The organism is Agrobacterium pusense, assembly GCF_900102105.1.
Lineage (GTDB): Bacteria > Pseudomonadota > Alphaproteobacteria > Rhizobiales > Rhizobiaceae > Agrobacterium > Agrobacterium pusense.
In genome coordinates this window covers 786,339-812,881 of record NZ_FNBB01000002.1, presented here as the reverse complement: position 1 = coordinate 812,881, position 26,543 = coordinate 786,339, and the positions used below count along the sequence as shown (strand labels likewise).

At 59.5% G+C, this 26,543-nt stretch carries 28 protein-coding genes and 1 tRNA gene; 16 read left to right on the top strand and 13 right to left on the bottom strand.

Annotated elements, in window-relative coordinates; translation table 11 throughout:
- Positions 1-117 precede the first annotated feature (117 nt).
- The 3 genes from BLU28_RS08810 to BLU28_RS08800 are packed head-to-tail and all read left to right on the top strand — an operon-like array spanning position 118 to position 3,230.
- Positions 118-2,418 carry an FdhF/YdeP family oxidoreductase gene (locus BLU28_RS08810; RefSeq protein ID WP_077986331.1) on the top strand — a complete coding sequence of 767 codons (2,301 nt, stop codon included), beginning with the start codon at positions 118-120 and terminating at the stop codon, positions 2,416-2,418.
- Positions 2,418-2,717 (top strand): hypothetical protein, encoded by a 300-nt coding sequence (locus BLU28_RS08805; RefSeq protein WP_006697425.1) that lies wholly within the window; start codon positions 2,418-2,420, stop codon positions 2,715-2,717. The genes BLU28_RS08810 and BLU28_RS08805 overlap by 1 nt, the downstream gene beginning before the upstream one ends.
- Before the next feature lie 18 nt (positions 2,718-2,735).
- Positions 2,736-3,230, top strand: a complete 495-nt coding sequence (locus tag BLU28_RS08800; RefSeq protein ID WP_077986261.1) for a peptide deformylase — start codon at positions 2,736-2,738, stop codon at positions 3,228-3,230.
- 3 nt (positions 3,231-3,233) lie between these two features.
- Here the strand turns inward: BLU28_RS08800 and BLU28_RS08795 are convergent, their stop codons facing one another.
- Entirely contained in the window at positions 3,234-3,662 is a 429-nt protein-coding gene (locus tag BLU28_RS08795) for an OsmC family protein (RefSeq protein ID WP_077986262.1), read from the bottom strand.
- A gap of 124 nt (positions 3,663-3,786) precedes the next feature.
- On the opposite strand from BLU28_RS08795, the gene BLU28_RS08790 reads away from it, so the two are divergent.
- The gene (locus BLU28_RS08790) at positions 3,787-3,954 is read left to right on the top strand and encodes a Thivi_2564 family membrane protein (protein ID WP_003502827.1); all 168 of its coding nucleotides are present in this window, start codon (positions 3,787-3,789) and stop codon (positions 3,952-3,954) included.
- Between the two features lie 58 nt (positions 3,955-4,012).
- On the opposite strand, the gene BLU28_RS08785 is transcribed toward BLU28_RS08790, so the two are convergent.
- Together BLU28_RS08785 and BLU28_RS08775 are read right to left on the bottom strand one after the other, a co-directional pair.
- Positions 4,013-4,399: a PAS domain-containing protein gene (locus BLU28_RS08785; RefSeq protein ID WP_022556187.1), complete on the bottom strand. Its 387-nt coding sequence runs from the start codon at positions 4,397-4,399 to the stop codon at positions 4,013-4,015.
- 577 nt (positions 4,400-4,976) lie between these two features.
- A tRNA-Leu gene (locus tag BLU28_RS08775) sits at positions 4,977-5,061 on the bottom strand.
- Positions 5,062-5,250: 189 nt separating this feature from the next.
- Between BLU28_RS08775 and lipB the strand changes: the two genes are divergently transcribed.
- The 3 genes from lipB to BLU28_RS08760 all read left to right on the top strand — a co-directional run bounded on the left by lipB (position 5,251) and on the right by BLU28_RS08760 (position 8,125).
- Positions 5,251-5,982, top strand: coding sequence for a lipoyl(octanoyl) transferase LipB (lipB, locus tag BLU28_RS08770; RefSeq protein WP_044460040.1), 732 nt, complete (start codon positions 5,251-5,253; stop codon positions 5,980-5,982).
- Positions 5,983-6,046: 64 nt separating this feature from the next.
- Positions 6,047-7,114 carry an NAD(P)-dependent alcohol dehydrogenase gene (locus tag BLU28_RS08765; RefSeq protein WP_035208785.1) on the top strand — a complete coding sequence of 356 codons (1,068 nt, stop codon included), beginning with the start codon at positions 6,047-6,049 and terminating at the stop codon, positions 7,112-7,114.
- Between the two features lie 72 nt (positions 7,115-7,186).
- The gene (locus tag BLU28_RS08760; protein WP_162749519.1) at positions 7,187-8,125 is read left to right on the top strand and encodes a DMT family transporter; all 939 of its coding nucleotides are present in this window, start codon (positions 7,187-7,189) and stop codon (positions 8,123-8,125) included.
- A gap of 18 nt (positions 8,126-8,143) precedes the next feature.
- Here BLU28_RS08760 and BLU28_RS08755 read toward each other — a convergent pair whose 3' ends face one another.
- The 5 genes from BLU28_RS08755 to yajC all read right to left on the bottom strand — a co-directional run bounded on the left by BLU28_RS08755 (position 8,144) and on the right by yajC (position 12,983).
- The gene (locus BLU28_RS08755; RefSeq protein WP_004441904.1) at positions 8,144-8,602 is read right to left on the bottom strand and encodes a hypothetical protein; all 459 of its coding nucleotides are present in this window, start codon (positions 8,600-8,602) and stop codon (positions 8,144-8,146) included.
- 127 nt (positions 8,603-8,729) lie between these two features.
- On the bottom strand, positions 8,730-9,575 hold the full coding sequence (locus tag BLU28_RS08750) for a phytoene/squalene synthase family protein (protein ID WP_077986263.1): 846 nt from the start codon (positions 9,573-9,575) through the stop codon (positions 8,730-8,732).
- A 23-nt stretch (positions 9,576-9,598) separates the two neighbouring features.
- The gene (locus BLU28_RS08745) at positions 9,599-9,991 is read right to left on the bottom strand and encodes an Mth938-like domain-containing protein (protein WP_004441908.1); all 393 of its coding nucleotides are present in this window, start codon (positions 9,989-9,991) and stop codon (positions 9,599-9,601) included.
- Positions 9,991-12,555, bottom strand: a complete 2,565-nt coding sequence (secDF, locus tag BLU28_RS08740) for a protein translocase subunit SecDF (RefSeq protein WP_004441909.1) — start codon at positions 12,553-12,555, stop codon at positions 9,991-9,993. The genes BLU28_RS08745 and secDF overlap by 1 nt, the downstream gene beginning before the upstream one ends.
- Before the next feature lie 80 nt (positions 12,556-12,635).
- On the bottom strand, positions 12,636-12,983 hold the full coding sequence (gene yajC, locus BLU28_RS08735; RefSeq protein ID WP_004441911.1) for a preprotein translocase subunit YajC: 348 nt from the start codon (positions 12,981-12,983) through the stop codon (positions 12,636-12,638).
- A gap of 207 nt (positions 12,984-13,190) precedes the next feature.
- Between yajC and BLU28_RS08730 the strand changes: the two genes are divergently transcribed.
- Positions 13,191-14,063: an ATP-binding protein gene (locus BLU28_RS08730; RefSeq protein ID WP_045534977.1), complete on the top strand. Its 873-nt coding sequence runs from the start codon at positions 13,191-13,193 to the stop codon at positions 14,061-14,063.
- Positions 14,064-14,224: 161 nt separating this feature from the next.
- Positions 14,225-15,415, top strand: a complete 1,191-nt coding sequence (gene fdhA / locus BLU28_RS08725; protein ID WP_077986334.1) for a formaldehyde dehydrogenase, glutathione-independent — start codon at positions 14,225-14,227, stop codon at positions 15,413-15,415.
- A gap of 86 nt (positions 15,416-15,501) precedes the next feature.
- On the opposite strand, the gene BLU28_RS08720 is transcribed toward fdhA, so the two are convergent.
- Positions 15,502-16,158: a TetR/AcrR family transcriptional regulator gene (locus BLU28_RS08720; protein ID WP_022556193.1), complete on the bottom strand. Its 657-nt coding sequence runs from the start codon at positions 16,156-16,158 to the stop codon at positions 15,502-15,504.
- Between the two features lie 111 nt (positions 16,159-16,269).
- Between BLU28_RS08720 and BLU28_RS08715 the strand changes: the two genes are divergently transcribed.
- On the top strand, positions 16,270-17,664 hold the full coding sequence (locus BLU28_RS08715) for a cytochrome P450 (protein ID WP_077986264.1): 1,395 nt from the start codon (positions 16,270-16,272) through the stop codon (positions 17,662-17,664).
- A 50-nt stretch (positions 17,665-17,714) separates the two neighbouring features.
- Here the strand turns inward: BLU28_RS08715 and BLU28_RS08710 are convergent, their stop codons facing one another.
- Both BLU28_RS08710 and cysE read right to left on the bottom strand, forming a co-directional pair.
- Positions 17,715-17,918: a DUF3126 family protein gene (locus tag BLU28_RS08710; RefSeq protein ID WP_003524869.1), complete on the bottom strand. Its 204-nt coding sequence runs from the start codon at positions 17,916-17,918 to the stop codon at positions 17,715-17,717.
- Between the two features lie 140 nt (positions 17,919-18,058).
- A complete protein-coding gene (gene cysE, locus BLU28_RS08705) occupies positions 18,059-18,883 on the bottom strand; it encodes a serine O-acetyltransferase (RefSeq protein WP_004441918.1) in 825 nt (274 codons plus the stop codon).
- Positions 18,884-18,952: 69 nt separating this feature from the next.
- On the opposite strand from cysE, the gene BLU28_RS26290 reads away from it, so the two are divergent.
- Positions 18,953-19,099, top strand: a complete 147-nt coding sequence (locus BLU28_RS26290) for a hypothetical protein (protein ID WP_004441921.1) — start codon at positions 18,953-18,955, stop codon at positions 19,097-19,099.
- Here the strand turns inward: BLU28_RS26290 and BLU28_RS08700 are convergent.
- Positions 19,084-19,860 (bottom strand): alpha/beta fold hydrolase, encoded by a 777-nt coding sequence (locus BLU28_RS08700; RefSeq protein WP_004441923.1) that lies wholly within the window; start codon positions 19,858-19,860, stop codon positions 19,084-19,086. The two genes, BLU28_RS26290 and BLU28_RS08700, sit on opposite strands and share 16 nt — an antisense overlap.
- A gap of 170 nt (positions 19,861-20,030) precedes the next feature.
- On the opposite strand from BLU28_RS08700, the gene BLU28_RS08695 reads away from it, so the two are divergent.
- Both BLU28_RS08695 and BLU28_RS08690 read left to right on the top strand, forming a co-directional pair.
- Positions 20,031-20,276 carry a zinc-finger domain-containing protein gene (locus BLU28_RS08695; RefSeq protein WP_004441925.1) on the top strand — a complete coding sequence of 82 codons (246 nt, stop codon included), beginning with the start codon at positions 20,031-20,033 and terminating at the stop codon, positions 20,274-20,276.
- Between the two features lie 28 nt (positions 20,277-20,304).
- Positions 20,305-21,486, top strand: coding sequence for an FAD-dependent monooxygenase (locus tag BLU28_RS08690; RefSeq protein WP_072494394.1), 1,182 nt, complete (start codon positions 20,305-20,307; stop codon positions 21,484-21,486).
- Positions 21,487-21,488: 2 nt separating this feature from the next.
- Here the strand turns inward: BLU28_RS08690 and BLU28_RS08685 are convergent, their stop codons facing one another.
- Positions 21,489-22,676: a cystathionine beta-lyase gene (locus tag BLU28_RS08685; protein ID WP_077986265.1), complete on the bottom strand. Its 1,188-nt coding sequence runs from the start codon at positions 22,674-22,676 to the stop codon at positions 21,489-21,491.
- Between the two features lie 376 nt (positions 22,677-23,052).
- On the opposite strand from BLU28_RS08685, the gene BLU28_RS08680 reads away from it, so the two are divergent.
- From BLU28_RS08680 to BLU28_RS08670, 3 genes are all read left to right on the top strand, one after another.
- Positions 23,053-24,075, top strand: a complete 1,023-nt coding sequence (locus tag BLU28_RS08680) for an amino acid ABC transporter substrate-binding protein (RefSeq protein WP_004441929.1) — start codon at positions 23,053-23,055, stop codon at positions 24,073-24,075.
- Between the two features lie 106 nt (positions 24,076-24,181).
- Entirely contained in the window at positions 24,182-25,378 is a 1,197-nt protein-coding gene (locus BLU28_RS08675) for an amino acid ABC transporter permease (protein WP_004441931.1), read from the top strand.
- Between the two features lie 2 nt (positions 25,379-25,380).
- Positions 25,381-26,538, top strand: a complete 1,158-nt coding sequence (locus BLU28_RS08670) for an amino acid ABC transporter permease (RefSeq protein ID WP_004441933.1) — start codon at positions 25,381-25,383, stop codon at positions 26,536-26,538.
- The last annotated feature ends 5 nt before the right edge of the window (positions 26,539-26,543 follow it).

Sequence of the window (26,543 nt, the reverse complement as noted above, 5' to 3'; positions counted from 1 at the left end):
CGCAACGCACAACAAAGGCGTTGACAGCCGATGCGGATGGGCGCTTCTGAAGATGTTTTTGACAAAGGACAAACCGCGCCGACCGGACGCGGAAAGTCGGTTTCGGGGTGGCAAACCATGAGCAAGACGGGTTTCATCGGCAAGGCATCGTCCGCCGCAGGCGGTTGGGGCGCACTTAAAAGCGTCGGCAAGCGCCTTCTGGAATCCGGGGCACCGATCTCGGGCGTCCGCACCCTGTTGAAGACCAATCAGCCGGATGGTTTTGACTGTCCCGGTTGCGCCTGGGGCGATCCGGAACACGGCTCCTCTTTCGAGTTCTGTGAAAACGGCGTCAAGGCGGTATCCTGGGAAGCGACCGAAGCCCGCGTGCCGCCGGCGTTCTTCGCCAGCCACACCGTCTCCGAACTGCGCGGCTGGTCCGATTACGAGTTGGAAAAACAGGGGCGTCTCACCCATCCCATGCGCTATGACCGGATGAGCGACAAATACCTGCCCGTATCGTGGGACGAGGCCTTTACCGAAATCGGCAGCATCCTCAACGGTCTCGACAACCCGAACCGGGCTGAATTCTATACGTCCGGCCGCGCTTCCAACGAGGCGGCTTTCCTTTATCAGCTGATGGTGCGGCTTTACGGCACCAATAATTTCCCCGACTGCTCCAATATGTGCCACGAGGCAAGCGGTGTCGGATTGAACGCATCGATCGGTGTCGGCAAAGGAACGGTGCTGCTCGAGGACTTTGAAAAGGCCGACGCGATTTTCGTGATCGGGCAAAACCCTGGCACCAATCATCCGCGCATGCTGGGCGACCTGCGCCGCGCCGCCCTGCGCGGCGCCCGGATCGCCGTCTTCAATCCCATTCGCGAAAAGGGGCTGGAGCGCTTTGCAGACCCGCAGGACAAGATCGAGATGATCAGTGGCGGCAGCACGAAGATTGCCACCAATTATTACCAGCCGCGCCAGGGCGGCGACATGGCGGCGGTGCGCGGCATGAGCAAGGCGGTCTTCGCCGCTGACGACGCCGCAAGGGCGGCGGGCGAACCCGCCATCATCGACTACGACTTCATCGCCGAACATGCAGCGGAGTTCGAGGCCTACCGTGCCGCCGTCGAAGCGACGAGCTGGGAGACCATTCTCGACCAGTCCGGCCTCACCCGCGAGGAGATCGAAGAAGCCGCCCACATCTACATGAAGGCCGGCTCCGTCATCGCGACATGGGCCATGGGCGTCACTCAGCATCGTCACTCGGTCGTCATCGTGCGCGAGATCACCAATTTCATGTTGCTGCGCGGCAATGTCGGTCGTCCCGGTGCGGGCCTTTGCCCCGTGCGCGGTCATTCCAACGTTCAGGGCGACCGCACCGTCGGCATCGATGAAAAAGCACCGCCCGCACTTCTCGATGCGCTGGAAAAGGAACTCGGCGTTACCATGCCGCGCAAGCCCGGCCACAATACGGTGGAGGCTGTGGCGGCCATGCTTGAGGGCAAGGCGCAAGCCTTTATTGCGCTCGGGGGTAATTTCCTGCGCGCCACGCCCGATAGCCCGCTTATTATCAAGGCATTCGAAAATCAGAAGCTCACCGTCAACATCGCCACCAAGCTCAATCATTCGCATCTCGTGCCGGGCGAAACCTCGTTCGTGCTGCCTTGCCTGGGGCGAACCGAGATCGACCGCAATTCGGCAGGCCGGGCGCAGATCGTCACGGTCGAGGATTCCATGAGCATGGTGCACGGCTCCGGCGGCATCAATCCACCGGCGTCGGACGAATTGCGCTCGGAAGTCGCCATCATCGCCGGCATCGCAGAAGCGACGCTGGGCAGCGGGCCTGTGAACTGGAAAGCGCTCGCTGATGATTACGATCTTATCCGCGACATGATCGAGCGGGTCATACCCGGATTCGAGAATTTCAACGAACGCGTTCGCGTGCCGCGCGGCTTCCGTCTGCCAAATAGGGCTGCGGAACGGCAATGGAACACACCGGCGAAAAAGGCGATCTTTTTCAGCGGCCCCCTGCCCGAACAGACCGAACACCAGCAGGCGCTCACGCGCGAGAACCTTTTCGTCCTGCAGACCTTCCGCAGCCACGATCAATACAACACCACGATCTACGGCATGGACGACCGCTATCGTGGCGTTTATGGCGAACGCCACGTCATCTTCATGAACCCGGCGGATATGCAAGCGCTCGGCGCCCATTCCCGCCAGCGTGTCGATGTCGTTGGCGAATATGGCGATGGGATCGAACGCATCGCACAGAATTTCCGGCTGGTGCCCTACAATATTCCGCGGGGCAGCATCGGCGGTTATTATCCGGAACTGAATGTGCTGGTGCCGCTGTCGAGCTATGGCAAAGACAGTTTTACACCGACGTCTAAATCCGTGCTCGTGTCCGTCCGCCTGCGCCCGGATGCCTCCTGATGAATGAGGAACAGTCCGCTGATGCCTTCATGGCCGCGGTGGCAAGGGTTCAAGAGCGATCGCAGCCCTTGCTCACATCCACCGGCGCGGCGATACTGATTGCGGTCGACTTCAATATAGCCACAGACAGCCGCGGCATTGCCAACAGGCTGGGTCTTGCACATGCCCTCGTTCTGCGCGAAATCGCCGGTCTGTCACCGCGCTTCGTGCAGGTAACGAGACGCGATGCCCGCACCCAGCGCAGCTTCCTGGAAGCGACAGCGGAGGGAAAGGCGCTCGCCGCCGCCGCCCGGATTTGAAACGAACGGAGCATTTCCTTGGCAACCAGGCCTATCCTGCCCTATCCGCATCCCGGCTTGTCGGAAATCTGCGAGCCGGTCACGGTGTTTGACGGGCAATTGCAGGATCTTGTCAGCGACCTGATCGACACGATGCGCGCCGCCCCGGGTGTCGGCATCACCGCCGCCCATATCGGCGTGAAGCAGCGTGTTTTTGTGTTGGAACTGACGCCGGGGACCGTCCTTACCTACGTCAATCCCGAAATCATCGGCCGCGCCACGCAGACCATGCGACATGTGGAGGGCAGCGTCTCGATGCCGGGCTTCACGGACGAAGTGGAGCGGCCATCCAAGATCGAAGTGAGGTTTCAGGACATCGACGGCACGGAGCACCGTCAGGCCGTCGAGGGATTTCACGCCATCTGCATCCAGCACGAGATTGACCAGCTTGACGGCATTTTCTGGGTGAAGCGGCTTTCGAAGCTAAGACGCGACCGGCTGGTGAAGAAATGGGAAAAGTCGAGGAAGCCGTAACCGTCAGCTGGTAATCGACAGCACAAATTCCGCATCGCCCTTCAGCGTGTTGCTGACGGTGCAGATATCCTCCGCCCTGTGCGCAAGCGCCAGTCGCTCCGCCGCGTTGAAGTTTCCGGCGATCTCCATCCGAATGTCGAAGCGGATGATGCGATAGGGCTCATCAGCCGATTTCTCGCCGGAGACATCAACACGAACACCCTCGAACAGATCGAGCAGTCCCAAGCTGCTGGCTGCGATGCGGACGCTGAGCGCCAGGCACGCGGCCAGCGAGGAGTATAAAAGATCGATTGGGTTAAACCCTGGCTCCGAAACCCCCGTGACGATGTCCAGAGCGCCACCGGTGACCGACGACACATGAGGACGGCCAAGCCGCCCCACGCTGACGGAAGCGCCGACCGGCCTCGATTTCATCCTCACGCTCTCGGTCATTCAGAAAATCCTAATTTAATCGCGCGCAATCGACCACATGGAACAAAATACCGGCTGGCGCCTTTTTACTCACGCAACGGTGAACCATCGTTGAATATCGAATTTCAATAGGGAGCTGGGACATATGGTTACATCTACGCTCGTCAGCATTCTGATCACCTTCCTGGTGATTGTGCTTGTCTTGTGGCTCATCGCGCGACTGCCCGTTGGCGGCGGCGCCAAACAGATCGCACAGGTTATCGTCATTATTATCGGCATTATTTCGCTGTTGAAATATCTCGCCGTGTTCTGATGTCCCGGCAAGGCGCAGACGAAAAAAGGCGGCGAAAGCCGCCTCTTTTTTGTTGTCGTTACTGGCGTGGTTCAAACTGGTAAGGTTTTTTCAGCGTGATATCCCGGACGCTGCCTATACCGAGAAAAGGCGTGCCCTCCGGATCGAAGATCGCCCTGCCCTTTGCCGCGATCCATCGGCTTGAGCCGTCAGGCAGGTTGACCTTGTAACGCTGATCGAAAAAGACGCCCGTGGTGATGCTGTCGAAAATGGCCTGTGCCACCCGATCGCGCATCTCAATATCGATCCTTTCCAGAATCTCCTCGATCGTTACCCCGCGTGATGCAACCGGTTCGGAAAATCCATGGCATTCCGCGGTAATCGCATCCATGATCAGCCTGTTGTCGGAAATGCTCCACATGTAATAACCAAGCGCATTGTCTGAATCCGTCTTGTCCCCCTGCACGAAAACCCCCGGATATTATTTCCTGACAAAAGCTAACATCAGACCTCTCATATTCCACCCCTCGTTTTGTGGGGGGAGCAGACGAGCTACCAAAGCGTGCATCAATATCCACCGGAATTTTCCGGCAATCCAAATTGTTGCGCCGTTCTAAAACGGACGACAAATTTCGACGAGGTATCGCAAAAATGCGGGCGTGCGCCTACATGGCTGGGATGACATTTCGAGGAGTTCAAGATGATGCGAGCCGCCCTTACTTTCGGATTGCTGACCGCAACCGTCTTTCTGGCCGGATGCCAGACGTGGCATAGCCCATATCGTGGAAACGAGTGGCGAATGGATCAGGTAATGGATGGGGACCCCTACCGTGTCGGGGACGGACAGCGTTACCGACGCTAGTTCAGTCCGGCCATTCAATTCGGGCGGCGTCGGGTCAATGATTTGCCGCCCGTAATTTTTATAATGCTGACGGCAAGATAAAACACGGTAGCCGAATTGGCTCCGACGCAGCCTGGCGTCTTGTGGGGTCAGGGCTAACCGATTGGCTAAAAAAGAAAAAACCCGCCGGAGCGGGTTTCTTTGGTGCGGTCGAGAAGACTCGAACTTCCACGGGTTGCCCCACAGCGACCTCAACGCTGCGCGTCTACCAATTCCGCCACGACCGCATCGTGGTAGGCGTCGACTTGCGCCGACGGGGGTGCATGTAGCAAAAGGATTTTGGGTGCACAAGAGCGTCGTGACAGTTTTTTGAAATTAAAAATCGCACTGCACCATCCTATATGCAGGAAGCCCGGAAATGCTGGGGTTGCGGCCGTGACGCCATTTTGCGAGAAGGCTGTGGAAAGGACTTTTTCATGCTTACACGCACGGATATCGAGACAAAAATGCTCCCCGCCGCTGGTTCGCCGCCCGTTCGCTGGCGAATCTCCGATGGCCTTGTGCCTTACGAGCAGGCGGTAGAGGAAATGGAGCGCGAGGTTAGCGCCATCGCAGCTGGCGAGGCGGACGAACTCGTCTGGCTTCTGGAGCATCCGCCGCTTTATACGGCCGGCACCAGCGCCGATGTGGCCGATCTGATCGAACCGGATCGTTTCCCGGTCTTCGCCACGGGGCGCGGCGGCGAATATACCTATCACGGCCCTGGCCAGCGGGTCGCTTACGTCATGCTTGATCTCAAACGCCGCCGCCAGGATGTCCGCGCCTATGTTGCGGCACTCGAGGATGTCATCATCCGCACGCTTGATAAGATGAATGTGCGTGGCGAGCGGCGGGAGGATCGCGTCGGCGTCTGGGTCAGGCGCCCCGAGAAACCTCTCCTGCCGGATGGCGGCCTGGCAGAAGACAAGATTGCCGCACTGGGTATCCGTCTGCGCAAATGGGTGAGTTTTCACGGGCTCGCGATCAATGTCGATCCCGATCTCTCGCACTTCACCGGCATCATTCCATGCGGCATCAGCGCCTATGGCGTTACCAGCCTTGTCGATCTTGGATTGCCGGTTATGATCGGTGATGTCGACGTCCTGCTGCGCGAGGCCTTCGAGGAGGTTTTTGGCCCGGCAGTCCCCGAAACCGGCGCTGGCGGCTGACCGCCGCAACCCTTGCCGCAGGCCGGTGTTTGATGCATCGATCAACACAAGAGGAGGAACGATCATGTTCACAACATCCGCTTACGCCTGCGACGACGGTTCTTCACCGATGAAGCTTGCGACCATCAAGCGTCGCGATCCCGGCCCGCGCGATGTCGAAATCGAAATCGAATTCTGTGGCGTCTGCCACTCCGATATCCACACGGCCCGCAGCGAATGGCCGGGCTCTCTTTACCCCTGCGTTCCCGGCCACGAAATCATCGGCCGTGTCGGCCGCGTGGGTTCGGATGTCACCAGGTTCAAGACGGGTGACCGCGTCGGCGTCGGCTGCATCGTGGATAGCTGCCGGCAATGCGCAAGCTGCGCCGAGGGGCTGGAGCAATATTGCGAAAACGGCATGACCGGCACCTATAATTCGCCTGACAAGGCGATGGGCGGCGACGCCCATACGCTTGGCGGTTACTCCGCTCATGTGGTGGTCGATGACCGTTACGTTCTCAACATACCCGAAGGTCTCGATCCGGCCGCTGCCGCACCCCTGCTCTGCGCGGGCATTACCACCTACTCCCCGCTGCGCCACTGGAATGCAGGCCCTGGCAAGCGGGTCGGCGTTGTCGGTCTCGGTGGCCTTGGTCATATGGCGGTGAAGCTCGCCAATGCCATGGGCGCGACGGTGGTGATGATCACGACGTCGCCCGGCAAGGCTGAAGACGCAAAAAAACTCGGCGCCCATGAGGTGATCGTCTCGCGCGATGCGGATCAGATGAAAAAGGCCGCTTCGAGCCTCGACCTCATCATCGATGCCGTCGCCGCCGACCATGACATCAACGCTTATCTTGCCCTGCTGAAGCGAGACGGCGCGCTGGTACAGGTGGGTGCGCCGGAAAAGCCGCTGTCGGTAATGGCGTTCAGTCTCATTCCGGGCCGCAAGACCTTTGCCGGCTCGATGATCGGCGGCATTCCCGAGACCCAGGAAATGCTGGATTTCTGCGCCGAAAAAGGCATCGCCGCCGAAATCGAGATGATCGATATCGATCAGATCAACGATGCTTATGAACGCATGATAAAAAGCGATGTGCGTTATCGTTTCGTCATTGATATGAAGAGCCTGCCGCGCCAGAAGGCCGCCTGACCTGCGAAGGGGGGCAGCCTTTAGCGCCCCCTTCTCTCAATGGACCTTCCGGTCGAAAGCGCTATTCGAACCATGACCAGCCAGACCGGTTTCAGCGATGTCGCCAAGGGCATGACGATCATGGCGACCTGCATGTTCGTGCTGCCCGTCATGGACGCAATAGCCAAATACATGGCCGTGGTCGGCGGCATGTCACCGGCGCAGGTAACCTTCTATCGCTTCTTCTTCCAGGTGGTCTGCACCCTGCCGCTGCTGCTCATGGTCTCACCGAGCGCGCTTTTCAGCGCAAAGCGCCCCTGGATGAACTGCCTGCGCGGCGTATTGCACGCTTCGGCCAGCCTGATGTTCTTCGCCGCAGTCAAATACATGCCGCTTGCCGATGTGTTCGCGATCTATTTCGTAGAACCGTTCATGCTGACGATGATGTCGGCTCTGTTTCTCGGCGACAGGGTCGGCTGGAAGCGGTGGACGGCGATCGTGGTCGGCTTCGGCGGCGCGATGATCGTCATTCAGCCGAGCTTCGAAATCTTCGGCTGGACGTCGCTGCTGCCGGTGGCCTGCGCCTTCCTCTACACGCTCTACCTCTTCCTGAACCGAGCCATCGGCGACGCCGACAGCCCGCTTGTGATGCAGACCATGTCGGGCATTGCCGGCACGCTATTCATGGGAGCTGCCCTTCTTGCCGGCGATGCGCTCGGCGACAAGGATTTCGCCGTCTCGCTGCCGCAATCGGGATTGGCCCTGGCTCTGCTCGTGCTGCTAGGATCGATATCCGGCTACATGCATCTGCTGATCGTCAGGGCTTTCAGGCTGGCCCCGCTCTCGCTGCTGGCGCCGTTCCAGTATTTCGAGATCATCTCGGCGACGATCCTCGGTTATGCGCTGTTCTCGGATTTTCCGACGCCGTCGAAATGGCTCGGTATTTTCATCATCGTCGCATCCGGCCTGTTCATCATCTGGCGCGAACGCCAGCAGGCAGGGGCCAATCGGCCGCCGCTCGACGGGCAGTGACGGGCCATGCGATAGCCATCAGGTGCCGGAAGGCAGCGGCCCTTCATCGTGATGATCCTGCGCCTCGACCAGACTGCCGAGCAGCCAGAGAGAGACTTCGGCCGCCTCTCCTGCCGATTTGAATCGGTATGAACCGCTATATTTCGGCATGTCGAAGAAGGTAACGACGAAACCGTCTCCGCTTTCCAGGCTCTCCACCCGTATCCGCTCGGGATCGATCATCACGCAGACGTAATGAGAACCCATGTTGCGCATGAAACCGGCCTTGTTGTCGTGCAGCCGCACAAAGGCAGCGCCTCCATCTGCCGTCATGTGCAGGCTTCTGATCGCCTCATTGGGAAAGGCGCGGGCGAAATCCATGATCGCCTGCCCGACATCATGGCTGTTGTCCTCATCCGTCGCCCGCGACATGCGCCAGGCATAAACGGCAAAGACCAAAAGCAGCACGAAAACGATAATCCAGATCGCCATATTCATCCGGAACGCTCCCTCAGCAACCAAACATCATGGGTCGCGAATCGAAACGAAGCGAACCCGGTTCGCTTTGATAGGAAACGAGGCTTGCGCGAAGTATGGCTCCCCGCATCGGCGCCAGGAGCGACGATCAGAAGCGCTTGAGGAAAGAGGCTTTTGCCAACAGCCATTGCCGACGAAGCTGCGATAATTGCACTTCGCCTTCAAACACGCCCGCGCCAGCCTTTCGCGCGGCCGTTATGACCGGTCCGGAAATGGCGACGGGCAGATAGGCCGCAAAGACGTTGCCCGAAATGCGAGCGCGTCTTGCCTTCTCGATATGATCCAGTGCATGGGCCGCGAACAGTTCGATGGCTATGCCGATCCGCTGTCGGTCCGTGCCTTCCAGGAACGTCTCCCGGTCAAGCCCGGCGGCCGAGAGCATGTCGGCTGGAATATACACCTGACCACGGCGACGGTGCAGTGGCATGAGCAGCAGCATGCCGGCCATGGCTTGCGCCACACCCGCATGTCCGGCCGCTTCCGCGCTTGCCGCGGCCTCTTCCGGAGACAGAACGAGGCTGGCAAGCTGGATCAGCGCCGAAGCGGTTTCCCCTGCATAGCCTTCAAGCGCGTTGCGATCCTCGAAAGGATCGTCGTAGAGATCGAAGATGCGCGCCTCGATCATGTTGGAAAGCACCGATCGTGGCAGCCTGTAACGCTCGATCGTTTCCAGAAGCGCCGACGCAACGGGGTGCGACTGGCTGTCCCCATGGGGACTTCCCTCGAGCAGATCGCGCCACCATTGCATACGCACCTCACCTGGCAGCGCTTCACGCACGGAATCGCGAATACGCGCAATCTCGGCGTTAAAGGCATAAAGCGCTGCAAGAGCATTGCGCCTGTCCGCGGGAGACAGAAGACAGGCGAGATAGCGGTCACGATCCGTATCGCGCAGCGTCGCAAGGCAGACGTCGAGATTTTCTGTGGGTGCCATGGTTCCCCGCGCGGAGCGTTACGTCAGCCTTCGACGGCAATCAACGCCGCAGCCACGGCGCGCGATTCCGAAAGCATGATATTGTAGGTGCGTACGGCGGCACCCGTGCTCATCGGATCAATGGAAATGCCCGCCTCCTTGAAAGCCGCGCGCAGCTCCTTCGGCAGAACCCGCATACCATCTCCCGTGCCGATCAGCAGCACTTCGATATCCTGCGCTTCCGCAAGAACCTTTTCGAAATGCCCGACGCTCAGTTGTTTGGCATCAACGGGCTCCCACCCGTAAATGCCCGAAGGCAGGAGCAGAAGCGAGCCTCGATGCGACATGTCGGCAAAGCGGAAGCCGCCATTGCCATAAGCATCTATGGGCGCCCGGCCGGGAAAATGGGCCGGGCGTATTTCGATCCCGCCGGCCATCAGACGGCAGGCTTGCCGCCGATGGCGTTGCCGGACTTTTCATCCTTCTCGTCTTCCGCGTCCTTGCTATCAGGACGAAGCTTGAAGGCGATCAGCACCGGAGCGGCAATGTAGAGCGACGAGAACACGCCGATACCGACACCGAAGAGCATGGCGAAGGTGAAGGAGCGGATGACCTCGCCACCGAAGAGGTAGAGCGCGAGCAGCGCCAGAAGCACGGTCAAGCCGGTGAGGATGGTACGTGACAGCGTCTGGTTCAGCGACACGTCGATAATCATCGACAGCGGCATCTTCTTATAGCGCCTCAGGTTTTCGCGGATACGGTCATAGATGACGACGGTGTCATTCAGCGAATAACCGATAATCGTCAGGATCGCCGCGATACTGGTGAGGTTGAACTCTATCCCCAGGAACACGAAGAGGCCGATTGTGAAGACCACGTCGTGCACCATCGAAATGACGGCGCCGAGCGCAAACTGCCATTCGAAGCGAACCCAGATGTAGATCATGATCGCCGTCATGGCGAGCAGGATGCCGATCGTGGAGGTGAAGGTGAGGTCACCGGAAACGGCGGGGCCGACAACTTCAACGCGGCGGAAGTCATATTTGTCCTCAAGCTCGCCGCGCACCATGGTGATGGCGGATTGCTCGGCATTTTCGCCGCCTTCCTGCGCCTGAATGCGGATGAGAACATCCTGCGGCGTACCGAAATTCTGAGCCTGGATTTCACCCAGGTTGAGCTGGTTCAGACGATCTCGGATATCGGCCAGATCGGCCTCACCCTGCTTGGCACGGACTTCGATGACGGAGCCGCCCTGGAAATCGATACCGAGGTTCAGACCTTTGGCGATGAAACCGCCAACGCAGGCAAGCATGATGACGCCGGTGATCATGAACACCACGCGACGGTAGCGCATGAACGGGATGTCGCGACCATCGAACATGGCGGTACGAACGCCCTTCGGCAGGTGCTTCGGACGGCTGCGGCGGACCCAGTAACCGAACATCCACGCTGTCAGTGTATAGGCCGTGAAGACGGTCGTGATGATACCGACGGCCAGCGTAACCGCAAAGCCCTTGACCGGGCCCGTGCCCATGTAGAACAGCACGCTCGCCACGATCAGCGTCGTCAGGTTGGCGTCAATGATGGTCGCAAAGGCGCGGGTAAAGCCATTATCCAGTGACTGGATCAGTGGTTTGCCGCTTTTCACCTCTTCGCGTATTCGCTCGTAGATCAGAACGTTGGAATCGACAGCCATGCCGATGGTCAGGACGATACCGGCGATACCCGGTAGCGTCAGCGTCGATCCGATCACGCTGAGGACGGCCAGCAGCATGATGACGTTGACCACAAGAGCGATATTCGCCAGCAGGCCGAAGAAGCCATAGAACACGAACATGAAGATGAGGACGCCCACGGCGCCAATGGCGCTTGCCGTCAGACCGGCGGTAATGGAGTCGTTACCGAGGCTCGGACCGACGGTACGCTCTTCAACCACCGTCAGCGTCGCCGGCAGCGCACCGGCGCGCAGCAGCACAGCAAGGTCGTTCGCGCCCTGCACCGAGAAATTACCTGAAATCTGGCCCGAACCGCCAATGATCGGCTCACGGATGACAGGCGCGGAAATGACCTGGTTATCGAGCACGATGGCGAAAGGCTTGCCGACATTCTGCTGCGTCGCCTGCGCAAACCGCTGCGCGCCGCGGCTGTCGAAGCGGAAGGTGACGACGGGTTCATTGGTCTGCTGGTTGAAGCTTGCCTGCGCGTCGACGAGATTGTCGCCGGAAACGAGCGCACGGCGCTCCACGAGATAGGGAACCGGCGGATCGTCCTGCGAATAGAGAACCTCGGACGTCGCTGGCGGACGGCCGTTCATGGCTTCCTGCACCGGCATGGTGGTGTCAACCATGCGGAAGGAGAGCTTTGCGGTCTGGTTGAGAAGTGACTTCAGGCGCTGCGGATCCTGAAGACCAGGCACCTGCACGATGATGCGGTCGGAACCCTGACGCTGGATGAGCGGCTCGGTCGTACCGACTTCGTCAACGCGGCGGCGCACGACTTCGATGGACTGCGAAACGGCTGATGACAGGCGGTAATCGATGCCCTCATCCGTGAGATTGAGACGCAGCAGATTGTCGCCACCATCATTCATCGTCACTTCGGTAATGGAGCCGCCGACCAGCGTACCGGCGGATACCGGCTGCGTCAGGTCGCGAAGTGCGTTCTTGGCGGCTTCCAGCTGCGCCGGATCGCTGATGCGGACCTGAATCTGCTGGCCGTTGCCGGTCAAGCCCGAATAACGGATGTTGGCATCGCGAAGCTGCGTTCGCACATCGCCCACGATGGTTTCGAGCCGTTCCTTGACGATGTCGGAACGCTCGATCTTGAGCATGATGTGGGAACCGCCCTGAAGGTCGAGACCGAGCGTTACCTTATTGTCCTTGTACCAGGCAGGCATGCCCTCCAGCTGTTTGTCCGTAAACAGATTGGGAGAGGCGATGACGACGCTTGCCAGCACAAGCAGCCAGATGAAGACTGTTTTCCAACGGGAAAAATGAAGCATTTCGATCTCGGTCAGGGTTGGGGTCGCGCTCTGCGCAACCCGTCAAAATTCGCAATCGGGCATTCGGTTGTCCGGCAGGATCAGGAAGCTGCTTCCGTCTTGACCACTTCGCCCTTCACGCGCACTTCGGCAATGTAAGCACGGGCAGCGCGGATTTTCACGCCTTCGGCGATTTCGACTTCGAGTTCACTGTCATCGATGACCTTGGTCACCTTGCCGACGATGCCGCCGCCGAGAACGACCTGATCACCGCGGCGAATATTGGTCAGCGTTTCCTGGCGCTTTTTCATCTGTGCGCGCTGCGGACGGATGAGGAAAAAATACCAGACCACCATGAGCGGCGCAAACAGGAAAAGCATTTCAAGGCCGGAACCCAGCGCCGACGTGCCGCCCGCTGCGTCCTGGGCAAAAGCTTGACTAATGAACATATAAAACTCCTCAACGATTACGGCACGACCTCGTATGCCGCCCCAGCTTTCAAGCCGCCGGAATATAGTGGGGAACGCCGGGATTGCAACAGATGCAGGGCCCTCGCCGTACCGATTCCGGACCTCTTAACCTTTATGGGCGCCAAACACCATGCTAGGCCGGGCGCAAAACAGAGTTTTGAACATCAGACAAGCGGAAGAAACACCATGATTCGAGAAGAAACGGCCTCCCTGCTTCTTTCAGAACTGCGCCGGCTCACCGATGCCGTCGAACGGCTGGCGGGACCGGCGCCCGCCGTAAACGACTGGAATGCGGCGGATTGTTTTGTCTGGGCGCCGCTGAACTCTTTCCTGCAGCCTGTTGCCCGCCCCAACCGCATCGCGTTGAAACTCATCCGCGGCGTCGATCATGTCCGCGACATTCTCCACGAAAACACGCTGCGTTTCGCGGAAGGTTTCGCCGCCAACAACGTGCTGCTGTGGGGTGCGCGCGGCATGGGCAAGTCATCGCTGGTGAAGGCCGTTCACGAAGATGTGCGTGCGGCAAGCGGTGTTTCGCTCAAGCTGGTGGAAGTGCACCGCGAGGACATCCACACCCTGCCCGCCCTGCTCGACATCCTCAAGGCCTCCGGCCAGCGCGTCATCGTTTTCTGCGACGACCTCTCCTTCGACCATGACGACACCGCCTATAAATCGCTGAAGGCAGCGCTCGACGGCGGCATCGAGGGACGTCCTGACAATGTGCTGTTTTATGCGACCTCCAACCGTCGCCATCTTCTGCCGCGTCACATGATGGAAAACGAGCAGTCCACTGCCATCAACCCATCCGAAGCGGTTGAGGAAAAGGTGTCGCTCTCCGATCGCTTCGGCCTCTGGCTCGGTTTCCACAAATGCGGTCAGGAAGATTATCTGACGATGATCGACAGCTATGCCACGCATTTCGATCTGGGTCTCGACCGCGAGACACTGCATCACGAGGCGTTGGAATGGGCAACCACCCGCGGCGGCCGCTCAGGCCGTGTCGCCTGGCAATATATTCAGGACGCCGCCGGCCGCCTCAGGAAACCGCTCGACAGATAACACCACCGTGACATCGGGCGAAACGCGGTGTCGTTACGACCACACCGCGTGTCGTATTCCCGAACGCCACATCTCCCCTCTCATGGTTTGCTGCACCCATGAAGTCATCTGCCCGCGGAGGAGCGGACAGGTACGGTGTTCAAACCATGGAGGAGATGGATATGAGCAGGAACAGAGGCGTCGTCTACATGCGGCCGGGTCAGGTCGAAGTCCGCGACATTGACGACCCGAAGCTTGAGGCGCCGGATGGCCGCCGCATCGAGCACGGTGTCATTCTCAAGGTGATTTCCACCAATATCTGCGGCTCCGACCAGCACATGGTGCGCGGCCGCACCACGGCGATGCCGGGCCTCGTTCTCGGTCATGAAATCACCGGCGAAGTCATCGAGAAGGGCATCGACGTTGAGATGCTGCAGGTTGGCGACATCGTCTCCGTGCCGTTCAACGTCGCCTGCGGCCGCTGCCGCTGCTGCAAGTCGCAGGATACCGGCGTGTGCCTCACGGTGAACCCGTCCCGCGCCGGCGGCGCTTATGGCTACGTCGACATGGGCGGCTGGATCGGTGGTCAGGCGAAATATGTCACCATCCCCTATGCCGATTTCAACCTGCTGAAATTCCCGGATCGTGACAAGGCGATGTCGAAGATCCGCGACCTCACCATGCTCTCCGACATTCTGCCAACCGGCTTCCACGGCGCAGTAAAGGCCGGTGTCGGCGTCGGCTCCACTGTTTATGTCGCCGGTGCCGGCCCGGTCGGCCTCGCGGCTGCCGCCTCCGCCCGCATTCTGGGTGCCGCGGTCGTCATGATCGGCGATTTCAACAAGGATCGTCTTGCCCACGCTGCGAAAGTCGGCTTCGAACCCGTCGATCTCTCGAAGGGCGACCGGCTGGGCGACATGATCGCCGAGATTGTCGGCACCAACGAGGTGGACAGCGCGATCGAAGCGGTCGGCTTTGAAGCGCGCGGCCACGCAGGCGGCGAACAGCCGGCGATCGTTCTCAACCAGATGATGGAAATCACCCGCGCCGCCGGCTCGATCGGCATTCCAGGCCTTTATGTCACCGAAGATCCGGGCGCGGTGGATGATGCTGCCAAACAGGGCAGCCTGTCACTGCGTTTCGGCCTCGGTTGGGCGAAGGCGCAATCCTTCCACACCGGCCAGACACCGGTGCTGAAATATAACCGCCAGCTCATGCAGGCGATCCTGCACGACCGCCTGCCGATTGCCGACATCGTCAACGCCAGGATCATTGCGCTCGACGATGCCGTACAGGGCTATGAGAGCTTCGACCAGGGCGCAGCCACCAAGTTCGTGCTCGATCCGCATGGCGACCTGCTCAAGGCGGCCTGACGCCTGCACCGGAAAACCGGTGTAATGAAACCGCCCGCTATAAACGGGCGGTTTTCCATTGGCGCAAATATCCCCTGTCGGGGACATTATTTCTCGCCTTCTCCCAGTGCCTCCAGCTCGGCCATTGCCTCGGAAGAAAGATAAGGCCTGAACAGACTGGATACCTGCCGCAGCCCCCACTCCAGTTGCTGCGACCCGAATTCGCTGACACCTTCCTGCAGATTAAGATAGGACGCCCAATAGGTCGAGACGATCCACAAATTCGTCAAAACCGCCTCGCGCTCCGGTTCGGGAATGTCCACCAGCTCCGCATTCTGCATCCGCGTGACGATGTGGCCGACCGCCAGACGCATGGCGGCGCTTATGGTTCGGACGGGCTCCACCAGCCCCGGTGCCAACGCCACCAGACCGACAAGATCGCGAAAAAGGAAGCGGTAGTTCCAGACGAGAGAGAACCACTGCCGCAGAAAGCCGGCATAAGTCGCCGCAGCCGCCTCGTCCGCTCCGTCAACAGTCGCGACGAGCGCCAGCGCATCGTTTTCGAAGCGGGCGAACAGGGCAAGGACCAGCGATTCCTTGGTGCGGAAATGATAATAGAGATTGCCCTCGTTTATTTTCACATCGCCGGCGATTTCGGCCGTTGTCACACGGTCCGGGCCACGTTCGTTGAAGAGACCGAGCGTAACATCTAGAATTTTTTCACGTGTCAGGGATCGCCCCGGCCGTTTCGCGCCGTTCATCATAGAAATTTCACCCCACCATTGAAAATTAAGGCACACACCTTAAATTACCGGTATAAGGTAAACACCTTAACAGCATGTTGCCATAGTTCAACGCGCATAAAGGACCCGCAGATGACCGACACCGGCCTTCGCAGCCCCTCGCCCGAGGCGATCGGGACACAAACCGTATCGAAGCTCGCCACCGCGCGTCTCGCTCTCTCCATTATCCGCAATCCGTTGAAGGCGTTGCCGCCGGAAATCTTTCATGAACCTGCGGTTTTCACTCGCCTTGGCGATACGATGCGCGTGCATCTCGCCGACCCGGTTTTGATCCACGAGGCTCTGGTCAAGAACGCCCATCTGCTTGGCAAGGGTGAAGATGTGCGGCGCGTCCTCGGCCCGGCCCTCGGTCAGGGACTTCTGACCGCCGACGGAGACCATTGGAAATGGCAACGGCAATCCGTCGCAGGCGCTTTCCGCCACGAAAAGCTGTTGGATCTGCTTCCGGTCATGATCGAGACGGCACGACGCACGGAAGCGCGCTGGCGCTCTCCTTCCATTGGTGACATCGACGTGGGCCACGAAATGATGCGAACCACGTTCGACATCATCGTCGAAACGATGATGTCCGGTGGATACGGAATTGATGTTGCGCGGGTCGAACAGAGTATTACCGATTATCTGAAACCGACAGGCTGGACCTTCGCGCTCACCATGCTGGGGGCGCCGGAATGGCTACCTCATCCCGGCCGGCGCAAGGCCCGGATCGCCGTCGGTTATCTGCGCGAAAGCCTTGCGAAGGTGATTGCCGGACGGCGGAAAAATGCATCCGAAAGGAACGACCTCGTCTCGATGCTGCTGGAGGCCAGGGATCCTGAAACCGGACGCATGATGACCGACACGGAAATCGTCGACAATCTCCTGACATTCATCACCGCCGGCCACGAAACGACGGCGCTCGGTCTCGCATGGACGTTTCACCTTCTGTCGAAGAACCGGGAGACGGAGAGAAAAATCCTCGAGGAAATCGACGCCGTCACCGCCGGTGAACCGGTCGCGGCGGAACATATCGCCGGCCTGACCTATACCCGACAGGTGTTCTCGGAAGCGATGCGGCTTTACCCGCCAGCTCCGGTCATTACACGCACGGCGCTTGAAGACTTCAGGCTCGGCGGGCATGATATTCCGGCGGGCACCGTTCTTTACGTGCCCATCTATGCCGTGCACCGCCACTCCGCCTTGTGGGACGAGCCCGAGCGCTTCGATCCGTCGCGCTTCGAACCGGAAAAGGCGAAGGCGCGCCACCGCTATGCCTATATGCCATTCGGGGCGGGGCCCCGCATCTGCATCGGCAATGCTTTTGCGATGATGGAAGCCGTCGCGATTCTGGCCGTTCTTCTGCAAGGCCTTCATCTGGAAAACAGGTCAACGGCAACTGCGGCACCGCTGATGCGGGTAACATTGCGGCCGGAAAGTCGCCTGACGATGCGGATCGTGCAACGGAAAAACAAATCGCCCGCGGCGTGAACCACCGCGGGCGATGAATGGAGGCCCCTTGGGTCACCGAACGGTGACGATCACAGGTCGACGTCGAGGATCGCCATCGAGAAATTGTAGGAACGGTCGCCGTCTTCGTCATCGATGTAAACGACGCCGAGAAACTCTTCGCCAAGATACACTTCGGCGGAATCGTCCTTGCGCGGACGCGCCTTGACCACCATCGTCGGGTTGAAGGTACGCTTGAAGTAGGCGTCGAGTTTTTTGATTTCGTCGGCTTTCACCACTATTCTCCTGTGCGGTTCGCGTTGGCCCGCTTTTGGCATGGGACAAAGGCCAAAGTAAAGTGAAAGCGGCAGGTCATCCGTGTCTTCCACACGGACGACGGCAAAAACCCGGCCACCTGTCAACGCGACAGTGCCGCTCAGATATCGGCTCCGATGAGCTGGTCCATCAGGCGCGAGGGTTCAGAACACCCTGCTTCTCCCACCACCCGCGCCGGCACGCCGGCAACCGTGGTCTTCGGCGGAACCGGCTTCAGCACTACAGATCCTGCGGCGATGCGCGAGCAGCTGCCGATTTCGATATTGCCGAGGATTTTCGCCCCCGCGCCGATCATCACACCGTTGGCGATCTTCGGGTGACGGTCCGCCCCTTCCTTGCCGGTGCCGCCGAGGGTGACGCCATGCAGGATGGAGACGTTATCGCCGATGACTGCCGTCTCGCCAACCACCAGCCCGGTGGCGTGGTCGAGGAAGATGCCCTTGCCGATGCGTGCTGCGGGGTTGATATCGGTCTGGAAAATGCTCGAAGACCGGCTCTGCAGATAAAGCGCGAAATCCTTGCGGCCTTTCTGCAGCAGCCAGTGGGCAAGCCTATGGGTCTGGATGGCCTGGAAACCCTTGAAATAAAGCAGCGGTTCCATAAAGCGCGTGCAGGCCGGATCGCGATCGTAAACGGCCTGGATGTCGACGCGGAGAACGCTTCCCCATTCCGGCCAGTCATCCAGCATGTCCTGGAAGGTCTGACGCAACAGCACGGCCTGTATGTCCGGATGGTCGAGAAGTTCGCAGATACGGTAGATCACACATTCTTCGAGAGACCGGTGGTTGAGGATCGTCGAATAAAGAAAGGCTGAAAGCAGCGGATCCTGTGCGGCGGCGCTGCGCGCTTCATGCAGCAGGCTGCCCCAGATCGGGTCGACGATCGCCAGCTGTTCAGGCTGACGGGCCTCGGTACGTGCGACCATGAACGGTCTCCTCGTTTGCAGTGGTCGTTCTTTATACAGAAAAAGACGTGCATTAGAAATGGGATTCGAATGACGACTTTAAAGGCGGCACGGCTTCAGTTTTTCTTCATGCAGCTTGAAAAACCGTTTCTTGCCGAACTGCGCTTTGCCGCGCTTCTGCGCGGAAAGCCTGCACCGTTTTTCCTCGAAAATGCGTCAACTCAGAACGAACGGTAGAAATCCAGCACCGCCGCCTTGAACACGCGGTCGCCGACGGCCAGCATGTGGTCGCGGCCGGGAATGTCGATCGCCCGCGCGTGCGGCATGATGGCAGCGAGCTCTTCACCGGAGCCGGCAATATCGTCCTTCGTTCCGACCGCGATCAGCGTCGGCGCATCTATCTTTGCCGCCTGGTCGCGTGTGACGAGAACCCGCGATGTCTCGATGCAGGCGGCAAGCGCCAGGCGGTCGCTTTTCGTCTGATCGGCAAAGGCTCGGAACATGCGGCCGCGCTCATGGGTCACGACATCGAGCGAAGGCGCGAGAAGCGCCTCTGCGATCGGGTCCCAGTCGCCCACACCTTCGACCATGCCGATACCGAGCCCGCCGAAGACCAGAGAACGCACGCGCTCGGGATGCGCCATGGCCAGGAAGGCGGAAATGCGCGCACCCATGGAGTAACCCATCACATGCGTCTCTGCGATGCCGAGATGGTTGAGCAGCGCCACCGCATCTTCGGCCATGACGGACGGATAATAGGCCTCCGTATCATGCGGCTTGTCGCTTGCGCCATGGCCGCGATTATCGATGGCGATCACCCGGTAGCCGGCATCTCCCAGCGTCTTCAGCCAGCCAGGATGGACCCAGTTGACGTTGGCGCTGGATGCAAAGCCATGGATCAGCAAAACCGGGTCTCCCGCCGGATCGCCTTCGTCAAAATAAGCGAGGCGAAGGCCGTCATGGAAAAAATCGGAAAACTGCGGCGTGTTGAGATTCATCAAGGACATCCTTTTTGCCGGACCATATGGCAGGAATTAGCAATGTTGAACATGTTTTGCTGACGATTTTTATGGAGATGCAATGCGTTTGAGGCTACATATCCGCAACGACGAGCCGGCATGCGAAGACGGATTGCGGCTCTACAACGATATTGCATTTGGAGACGAACATGGCCGGGCATACCATTCCCCACTTCCAGAACGATGGCGGACACCGCATGATCGAGATCGGCGTCAAGGAATTCATGTGCACCGGCGCTTCCGTTCCTTACGATCATCCGCATATCTTCATCGATATGGGCGACGACAATGAGAAGGTCTGTTCCTACTGCTCCACCCTTTATCGCTACAATCCGTCGCTGAAGGCCGAGCAGACCAATCCTCCGGGCTGCGTTTTCCACGTGAAGGCTGCCTGACCTCCACTTTTCCTGATCGGGGCGCATCATGCCCATAAAATCCGTAGCCATTATCGGTGCCGGCATTGCCGGTCTCACCGCTGCCCTTTCTTTTGCCCGGCACGGTATAGACTGCGACATCATCGAACAGGCCGGCGAACTGACGGAAGTAGGCGCCGGCCTGCAGATTTCGCCCAATGCCGCCCGCATTCTCGCCACGCTTGGCGTGCTGCCTGCCATCGAGGCGCGCTGGACCGAGCCCGTCAGTGTCGAACTCGCCTCCGGAAAATCGCTCGCAACGCTGCTCTCCCTGCCTGTGGGCGCGGTGGCGCGTACACGCTGGGGCGCACCCTATGGCGTGCTGCACCGCTCCACCCTGCAAAGCGCACTTCTCCAGACGGTGACAGACAATCCGCTATGCCGGTTGCATCTCGGCAAACGCATCGAAAACGCGACGGCCGATGTGATTGCCGCAACCACATTCCGCGACCATGATCTGATTGTCGGCGCGGACGGTGTCTGGTCGGCGGCCCGCTTTGCCGTTCCTGCCGCTCCCACCGCCACCTTCTCCGGCAATGTCGCCTGGCGCTTCACCGTTGCCGCCAATGCCGTGCCGTCGGCCATCAACAAAAGCGCCGTCACGGCCTATCTCGGCTCGGGTGGCCATATCGTCGCCTATCCGCTGAAAGAAGTCGGCGGTTTCAACATCGTCGCCATCGCGCTGGGCGCCGATCCCGGCGCGACGTGGCGGGCGGAATCGAGCGGGCGGCAGAAAGCCCTGCTTCTTGAACAGTTTCGCGGCTTCAGCCCTGACATCGTCCGGTTGCTCGATTCGTCCGAAAACCCGACCTTCTGGCCGCTTTATCAGGCCGGCCCCGGCCGCTGGCACAATGGCCGGGACACGGTGCTGATCGGCGACGCAGCGCATGCCATGATGCCGTTCGCCGCCCAGGGGGCAGCCATGGCGATCGAAGATGCGTTTGAACTCGCGGGAACCATGGTGGGCAGCGATGCTGCAGCCACCCTGCCCGCGCCGCAGGCTCTTGCCGCCTTCGAGGCGCTGCGCCTGCCGCGCATAGAAAAGGCCCGCAAGCGGGCCTCTCTCAATCGTTTTGCCTATCACGCCACAGGCCCGGTGCGTATCGCGCGGGACTTCGTGTTTTCCACGCGTCCCACCGACGCCTTCGTGAAGGACTTCGACTGGCTCTACGGCTATCGCGCCAAGGGCTGAGATCAAACCGCGGCCGCGGCTGCAAAGCCGGCCTCGAGGTCCTTCTTGAGATCGGCGACATCCTCAAGCCCGATCTGCAGGCGGATGACCGGTCCCTCCGAGGGACCCTTGGCGATGGTCCTGTCGACAAGCGAGACCGAAACGGCAAGCGATTCGTAGCCGCCCCAGGAGTAACCGAGCCCGAAAAGGGTCAGCGCATTCAGGAACGCGGCCGCCGTCTGCTTGTATCTGCCTTCTTCCGCCTTCAGTACGAAGGAGAAGACGCCGCTTGCACCCTTGAAATCGCGCTTCCAGAGATCGTGCCCTGCAAAGCTCGGCAGCGCCGGATGCAGCACGCGCACGACGTCGTCCCGGCTCTCCAGCCATGTGGCGATGTCGAGCGCGCTTTTCTGATGGTGCGCCAGCCTGATTCCCATCGTGCGCATGCCGCGCAGGATCTGATAGGCATCGTCCGAAGTGACGCAGATTCCGAGATTGGTATTGGCCTGATAAAGCGCCTTCCAGTGCTTTTCATTGGCCGAGACGAAGCCCATCAGCACATCCGAATGGCCCGAGGGATATTTGGTGGCAGCGTGGATGGAAACATCGACGCCAAAATCCAAAGGTTTGAAATAAAGCGGCGTCGCCCAGGTATTGTCCATCGTCACAACACAATCATGCCGATGAGCGATATCGGTGATCAGCCTGACATCCTGAATTTCGAAGGTGTTGGAACCCGGCGCTTCCAGATGCACCAGCTTCGTGTTCGGCCGGATGAGAGCCTCTATGCCCTCCCCGATGGCCGGATCGTAATATTCCACTTCGACACCCAGCTTCTTCAGCATCGTATTGCAGAAGCGACGTGTCGGAAAATAAACGGAATCGACGATCAGCGCGTGGTCGCCAGCGCCGAGATAGGCAAGGAACGGGACCGTGATGGCCGCAAGGCCCGAAGGCACGAGAATGGTTCCGGCAGACCCTTCCAGCTCATTGACAAGATTGCAGAGCGCATCGGTCGTCGGCGTGCCGTGGGTGCCATAGGTATATTTCTGGTTTTCGGTCGAAAGCGTCTCCGCGTCGGGAAAAAGCACCGTCGAGCCACGCACGATTGGCGGATTGACGAAACCGAAACAGTCCGCGGGATCATTGCCGCCATGGGTGAGGCGCGTATTCACACCTGCGGCGGAAAGCAGGTCATTTGTCTTGGTCATTTCAGATCAGCTTTCGAAGGAACATTGACGCGTGCGACAATGCTGAGAGCGAACCGCAAGGTCAAGTCCCGCCCGGACGCAACAACCGCCGGGATTGATCCATCGCCAGCCAGAATACAACAAGTATACAAATACTGTGCAAGTGCAAATTTCCGCAAAAATATGCTTATATTTTCACCCTTTGCACACTTCACGACCAAATTTTGGAAAATTCCGTTTTATAGGCACAATTATTGCCCGCACGTCTTGACCCCGCTGCCAATTGCGATTGTGATAGAAAAAGCGGATCGAAAAGATCTCGCTGAAGGGGGAGCTGGGGCAGAACAAACATGCCGGTCCTCTTCCAAGTGACGATAACAAACAAAGGTTGGGAAAAATGAAAAAGGCAATTCTGTCGGCCGCCATCGGCGCAGCAGTTTTGGGAGGAGCCTCGGTCGCTTCGGCTGCGACGCTTCAGGATGTAAAGGGCAAGGGTTTCGTCACCTGCGGCGTCAGCGCCGGCATTCCGGGATTCTCCAATCCCGATGACAAGGGCGAGTGGTCCGGTATCGACGTGGACTATTGCCGTGGTATTGCCACAGCGGTTTTCGGCGATCCTTCGAAGGCCAAGTTCGTCGCACTTTCGAGCAAGGACCGATTCCCGGCTCTCCAGTCCGGTGAAGTCGACGTTCTGACCCGTAACACCACCTGGACGATCAGCCGCGACACGTCGCTGGGCTTCAACTTCCGTACCGTCAACTACTACGATGGCCAGGGCTTCATCGCCAAGAAGAGCCTCAACGTGAAGTCCGCTCTCGAGCTTTCCGGCGCCGCCGTCTGCGTACAGACCGGCACGACCACGGAGCTCAACCTCGCCGACTACTTCAAGACCAACAATCTGCAGTACAACCCGGTGGTTTTCGAAAAGGAAGCCGACGCGACCTCTGCTTATGATGCCGGCCGTTGCGACGTCTACACCACTGACCAGTCGGGCCTTTACGCGATCCGCCTGAAGCTGAAGAACCCGGAAGAAAACATCGTTCTGCCTGAAGTCATCTCCAAGGAGCCGCTTGGTCCGGCCGTTCGCCAGGGTGACGACCAGTGGTTCGACATCGTCAGCTGGGTTCACTACGCCATGGTCAATGCCGAAGAACTTGGCATCACCTCCAAGAACGTCGACGAGCAGAAGAACAGCGCAAATCCGGACGTGAAGCGCCTGCTCGGCACGGAAGAAGGCACCAAGATCGGTACCGATCTCGGCGTGACCAATGACTGGGCCTACAACATCATCAAGCTGGTGGGCAACTACGGCGAAGTCTTCGACCGCAACGTCGGCGCCGGCTCGCCTCTGAAGATCGAGCGCGGCCAGAACGCGCTCTGGACCAAGGGCGGCCTGCAATACGCACCGCCGGTCCGTTGATCGGCCCCATCATCGGCTAGATCATAAGGAGGCTGGGCAACACCCGGCCTCCGCTTCAAATTATATAAATAAGCTCGCAAAGAGCATATAAAAGGGAAAGGTGCCTATGGCAGGCAACGCGGTCAGTTCGCAACGATCGCGCGCGCAAAGCGCGTCGTCACTTATCTACGATCCACGCATACGCGGCATTTTTTACCAGGTCCTGACGGTCGTCATCCTGGCCGCCTTCGTCTGGGTCATCGTGACGAATACGATCACCAATCTTCAACGTTCAAACATTTCATCCGGCTTCGGGTTCCTCAACGGACGCGCCGGCTTCGACATCGGCCAGTCGCTGATCGCTTATACCAGCGACGCGACCTATGGCCGGGCGCTGCTCGTCGGCATTCTCAACACGATCCAGGTTGCGTTTTTTGGCATCATCGCCGCCTCGATCATCGGCTTCATCGTCGGTATCGCCCGGTTGTCCAACAACTGGCTGATCTCTAAGCTCGCGCAGGCCTATGTGGAAATCTTCCGCAACATCCCGCCGCTGCTCGTGATCTTCTTCTGGTACAAGGGCGTCATCTCGGTCCTGCCGCAGGCACGCGAATCGCTCGAGCTGCCGCTCGGCACCTACCTCAACAATCGTGGCTTCTTCTTTCCGAAACCGCTCTGGGGGGACGGAATCTGGCTCGTGCCGCTGGCCTTTCTTGTCGCCGTCGTCGTCAGCGTGCTTGTTTACCGCTGGGCGAAAGCCAGACAGGAAAAAACCGGACAGCAATTCCGCACCGGAATAACGATAACGCTGCTCGTCATCGGATTGCCGCTCGCCACGTTCCTCGCAATCGGCGCGCCGCTGACATTCGATTACCCCATCGCCGGACGCTTCAACCTTTCGGGCGGCGCCGTCGTCGCGCCTGAATTCATGTCGCTGTTCCTGGCGCTGTCCTTCTACACTGCCTCCTTCATCGCCGAGATCGTTCGCGGCGGCATCAAGGCCGTGGCGAAGGGGCAGACGGAAGCTGCCGACGCGCTTGGGCTTCGCTCCAGCACCACGACACGTCTCATCGTCGTGCCGCAGGCCATGCGCATCATCATTCCGCCGCTGACAAGTCAGTTCCTCAACCTCACAAAGAACTCGTCGCTTGCGGTCGCCGTCGGCTTTGCCGATATCGTCTCCGTTGGCGGTACGATCCTGAACCAGACGGGTCAGGCGGTTGAAGTCGTTGCCATCTGGCTGGTCATCTACCTCTCGCTGTCCCTGCTCACGGCCGTGGTCATGAACTGGTTCAACGCGAAAATGGCTCTGGTGGAGAGATGACGATGACGATCAGCAACCACGCCTTCGTGCGCCAGACCATTGAGGAAGCCCGCCCCGCGCCATCGAGCGCGGTGGGCGTAACCCACTGGCTGCGCACCAAGCTCTTCGCCACGCCCAAGGATACGGTGCTCACCGTCCTTGCTATTGCCCTCCTCGTCTATATCGTGCCGCCGATCATCGAGTGGCTGTTTATCGACGCGGTTTGGACCGGCAGCGACCGTATTGCGTGTCTCACCGCTTCACAGGGCGGCGCGCTTCCGGACGGACAGTCCGGCGCCTGCTGGGCCTTTGTCTCGGCCAAGCTCGGACAATTCGTCTTCGGCCGTTACCCCATTGACGAGCGCTGGCGTCCCATCCTCGTGATGGTGACGTTCGCGATCCTGTTGGTCCCGATGCTCATACCGAAGGCGCCGTTCAAGCGTCTCAATGCGCTGGCGCTCTTCATCATCCTGCCCTTCATTGCGTTCTTCCTGCTCATCGGCGGCGTCTTCGGCCTGCCGAAGGTGGAAACGCAGCTCTGGGGCGGCCTGATGGTCACGCTCATCCTGTCCTTCTTCGGGATAACGGTGTCGCTGCCCTTCGGCATTCTTCTGGCTCTCGGCAGACGCTCGAACCTGCCGGTCATCAAGATGCTCTGTGTCCTCTTCATCGAGGTCATCAGAGGCATCCCGCTGATCACCGTCCTGTTCTTCGCCAGCATCATGCTGCCGCTGTTCCTGCCCGACGGCTGGACTTTCGACAAGTTCCTGCGTGCGCTGGTCGGCGTGTCGCTATTCTCCTCCGCCTATATGGCGGAAGTGATCCGCGGCGGCCTGCAGGCCATTCCGAAGGGACAATATGAAGGTGCGGACTCGCTCGGCCTGAATTACTGGCAGAAGACGAGGCTGATCGTGCTGCCGCAGGCGCTGAAGCTCGTCATTCCGGGCATCGTCAACACCTTCATCGGGCTTTTCAAGGACACGTCGCTGGTCTCGATCATCGGCATGTTCGACCTGCTCGGTATTGTCACACTCAACCAATCGGATGCGAACTGGGCCACGCCCGTCACCGCCATGACTGGCTATATTTTCGCAGGCTTCGTATTCTGGATATTCTGCTTCGGCATGTCGCGATATTCGCTGTTCATGGAACGGCACCTCGACACCGGGCATAAACGATAAGGGAC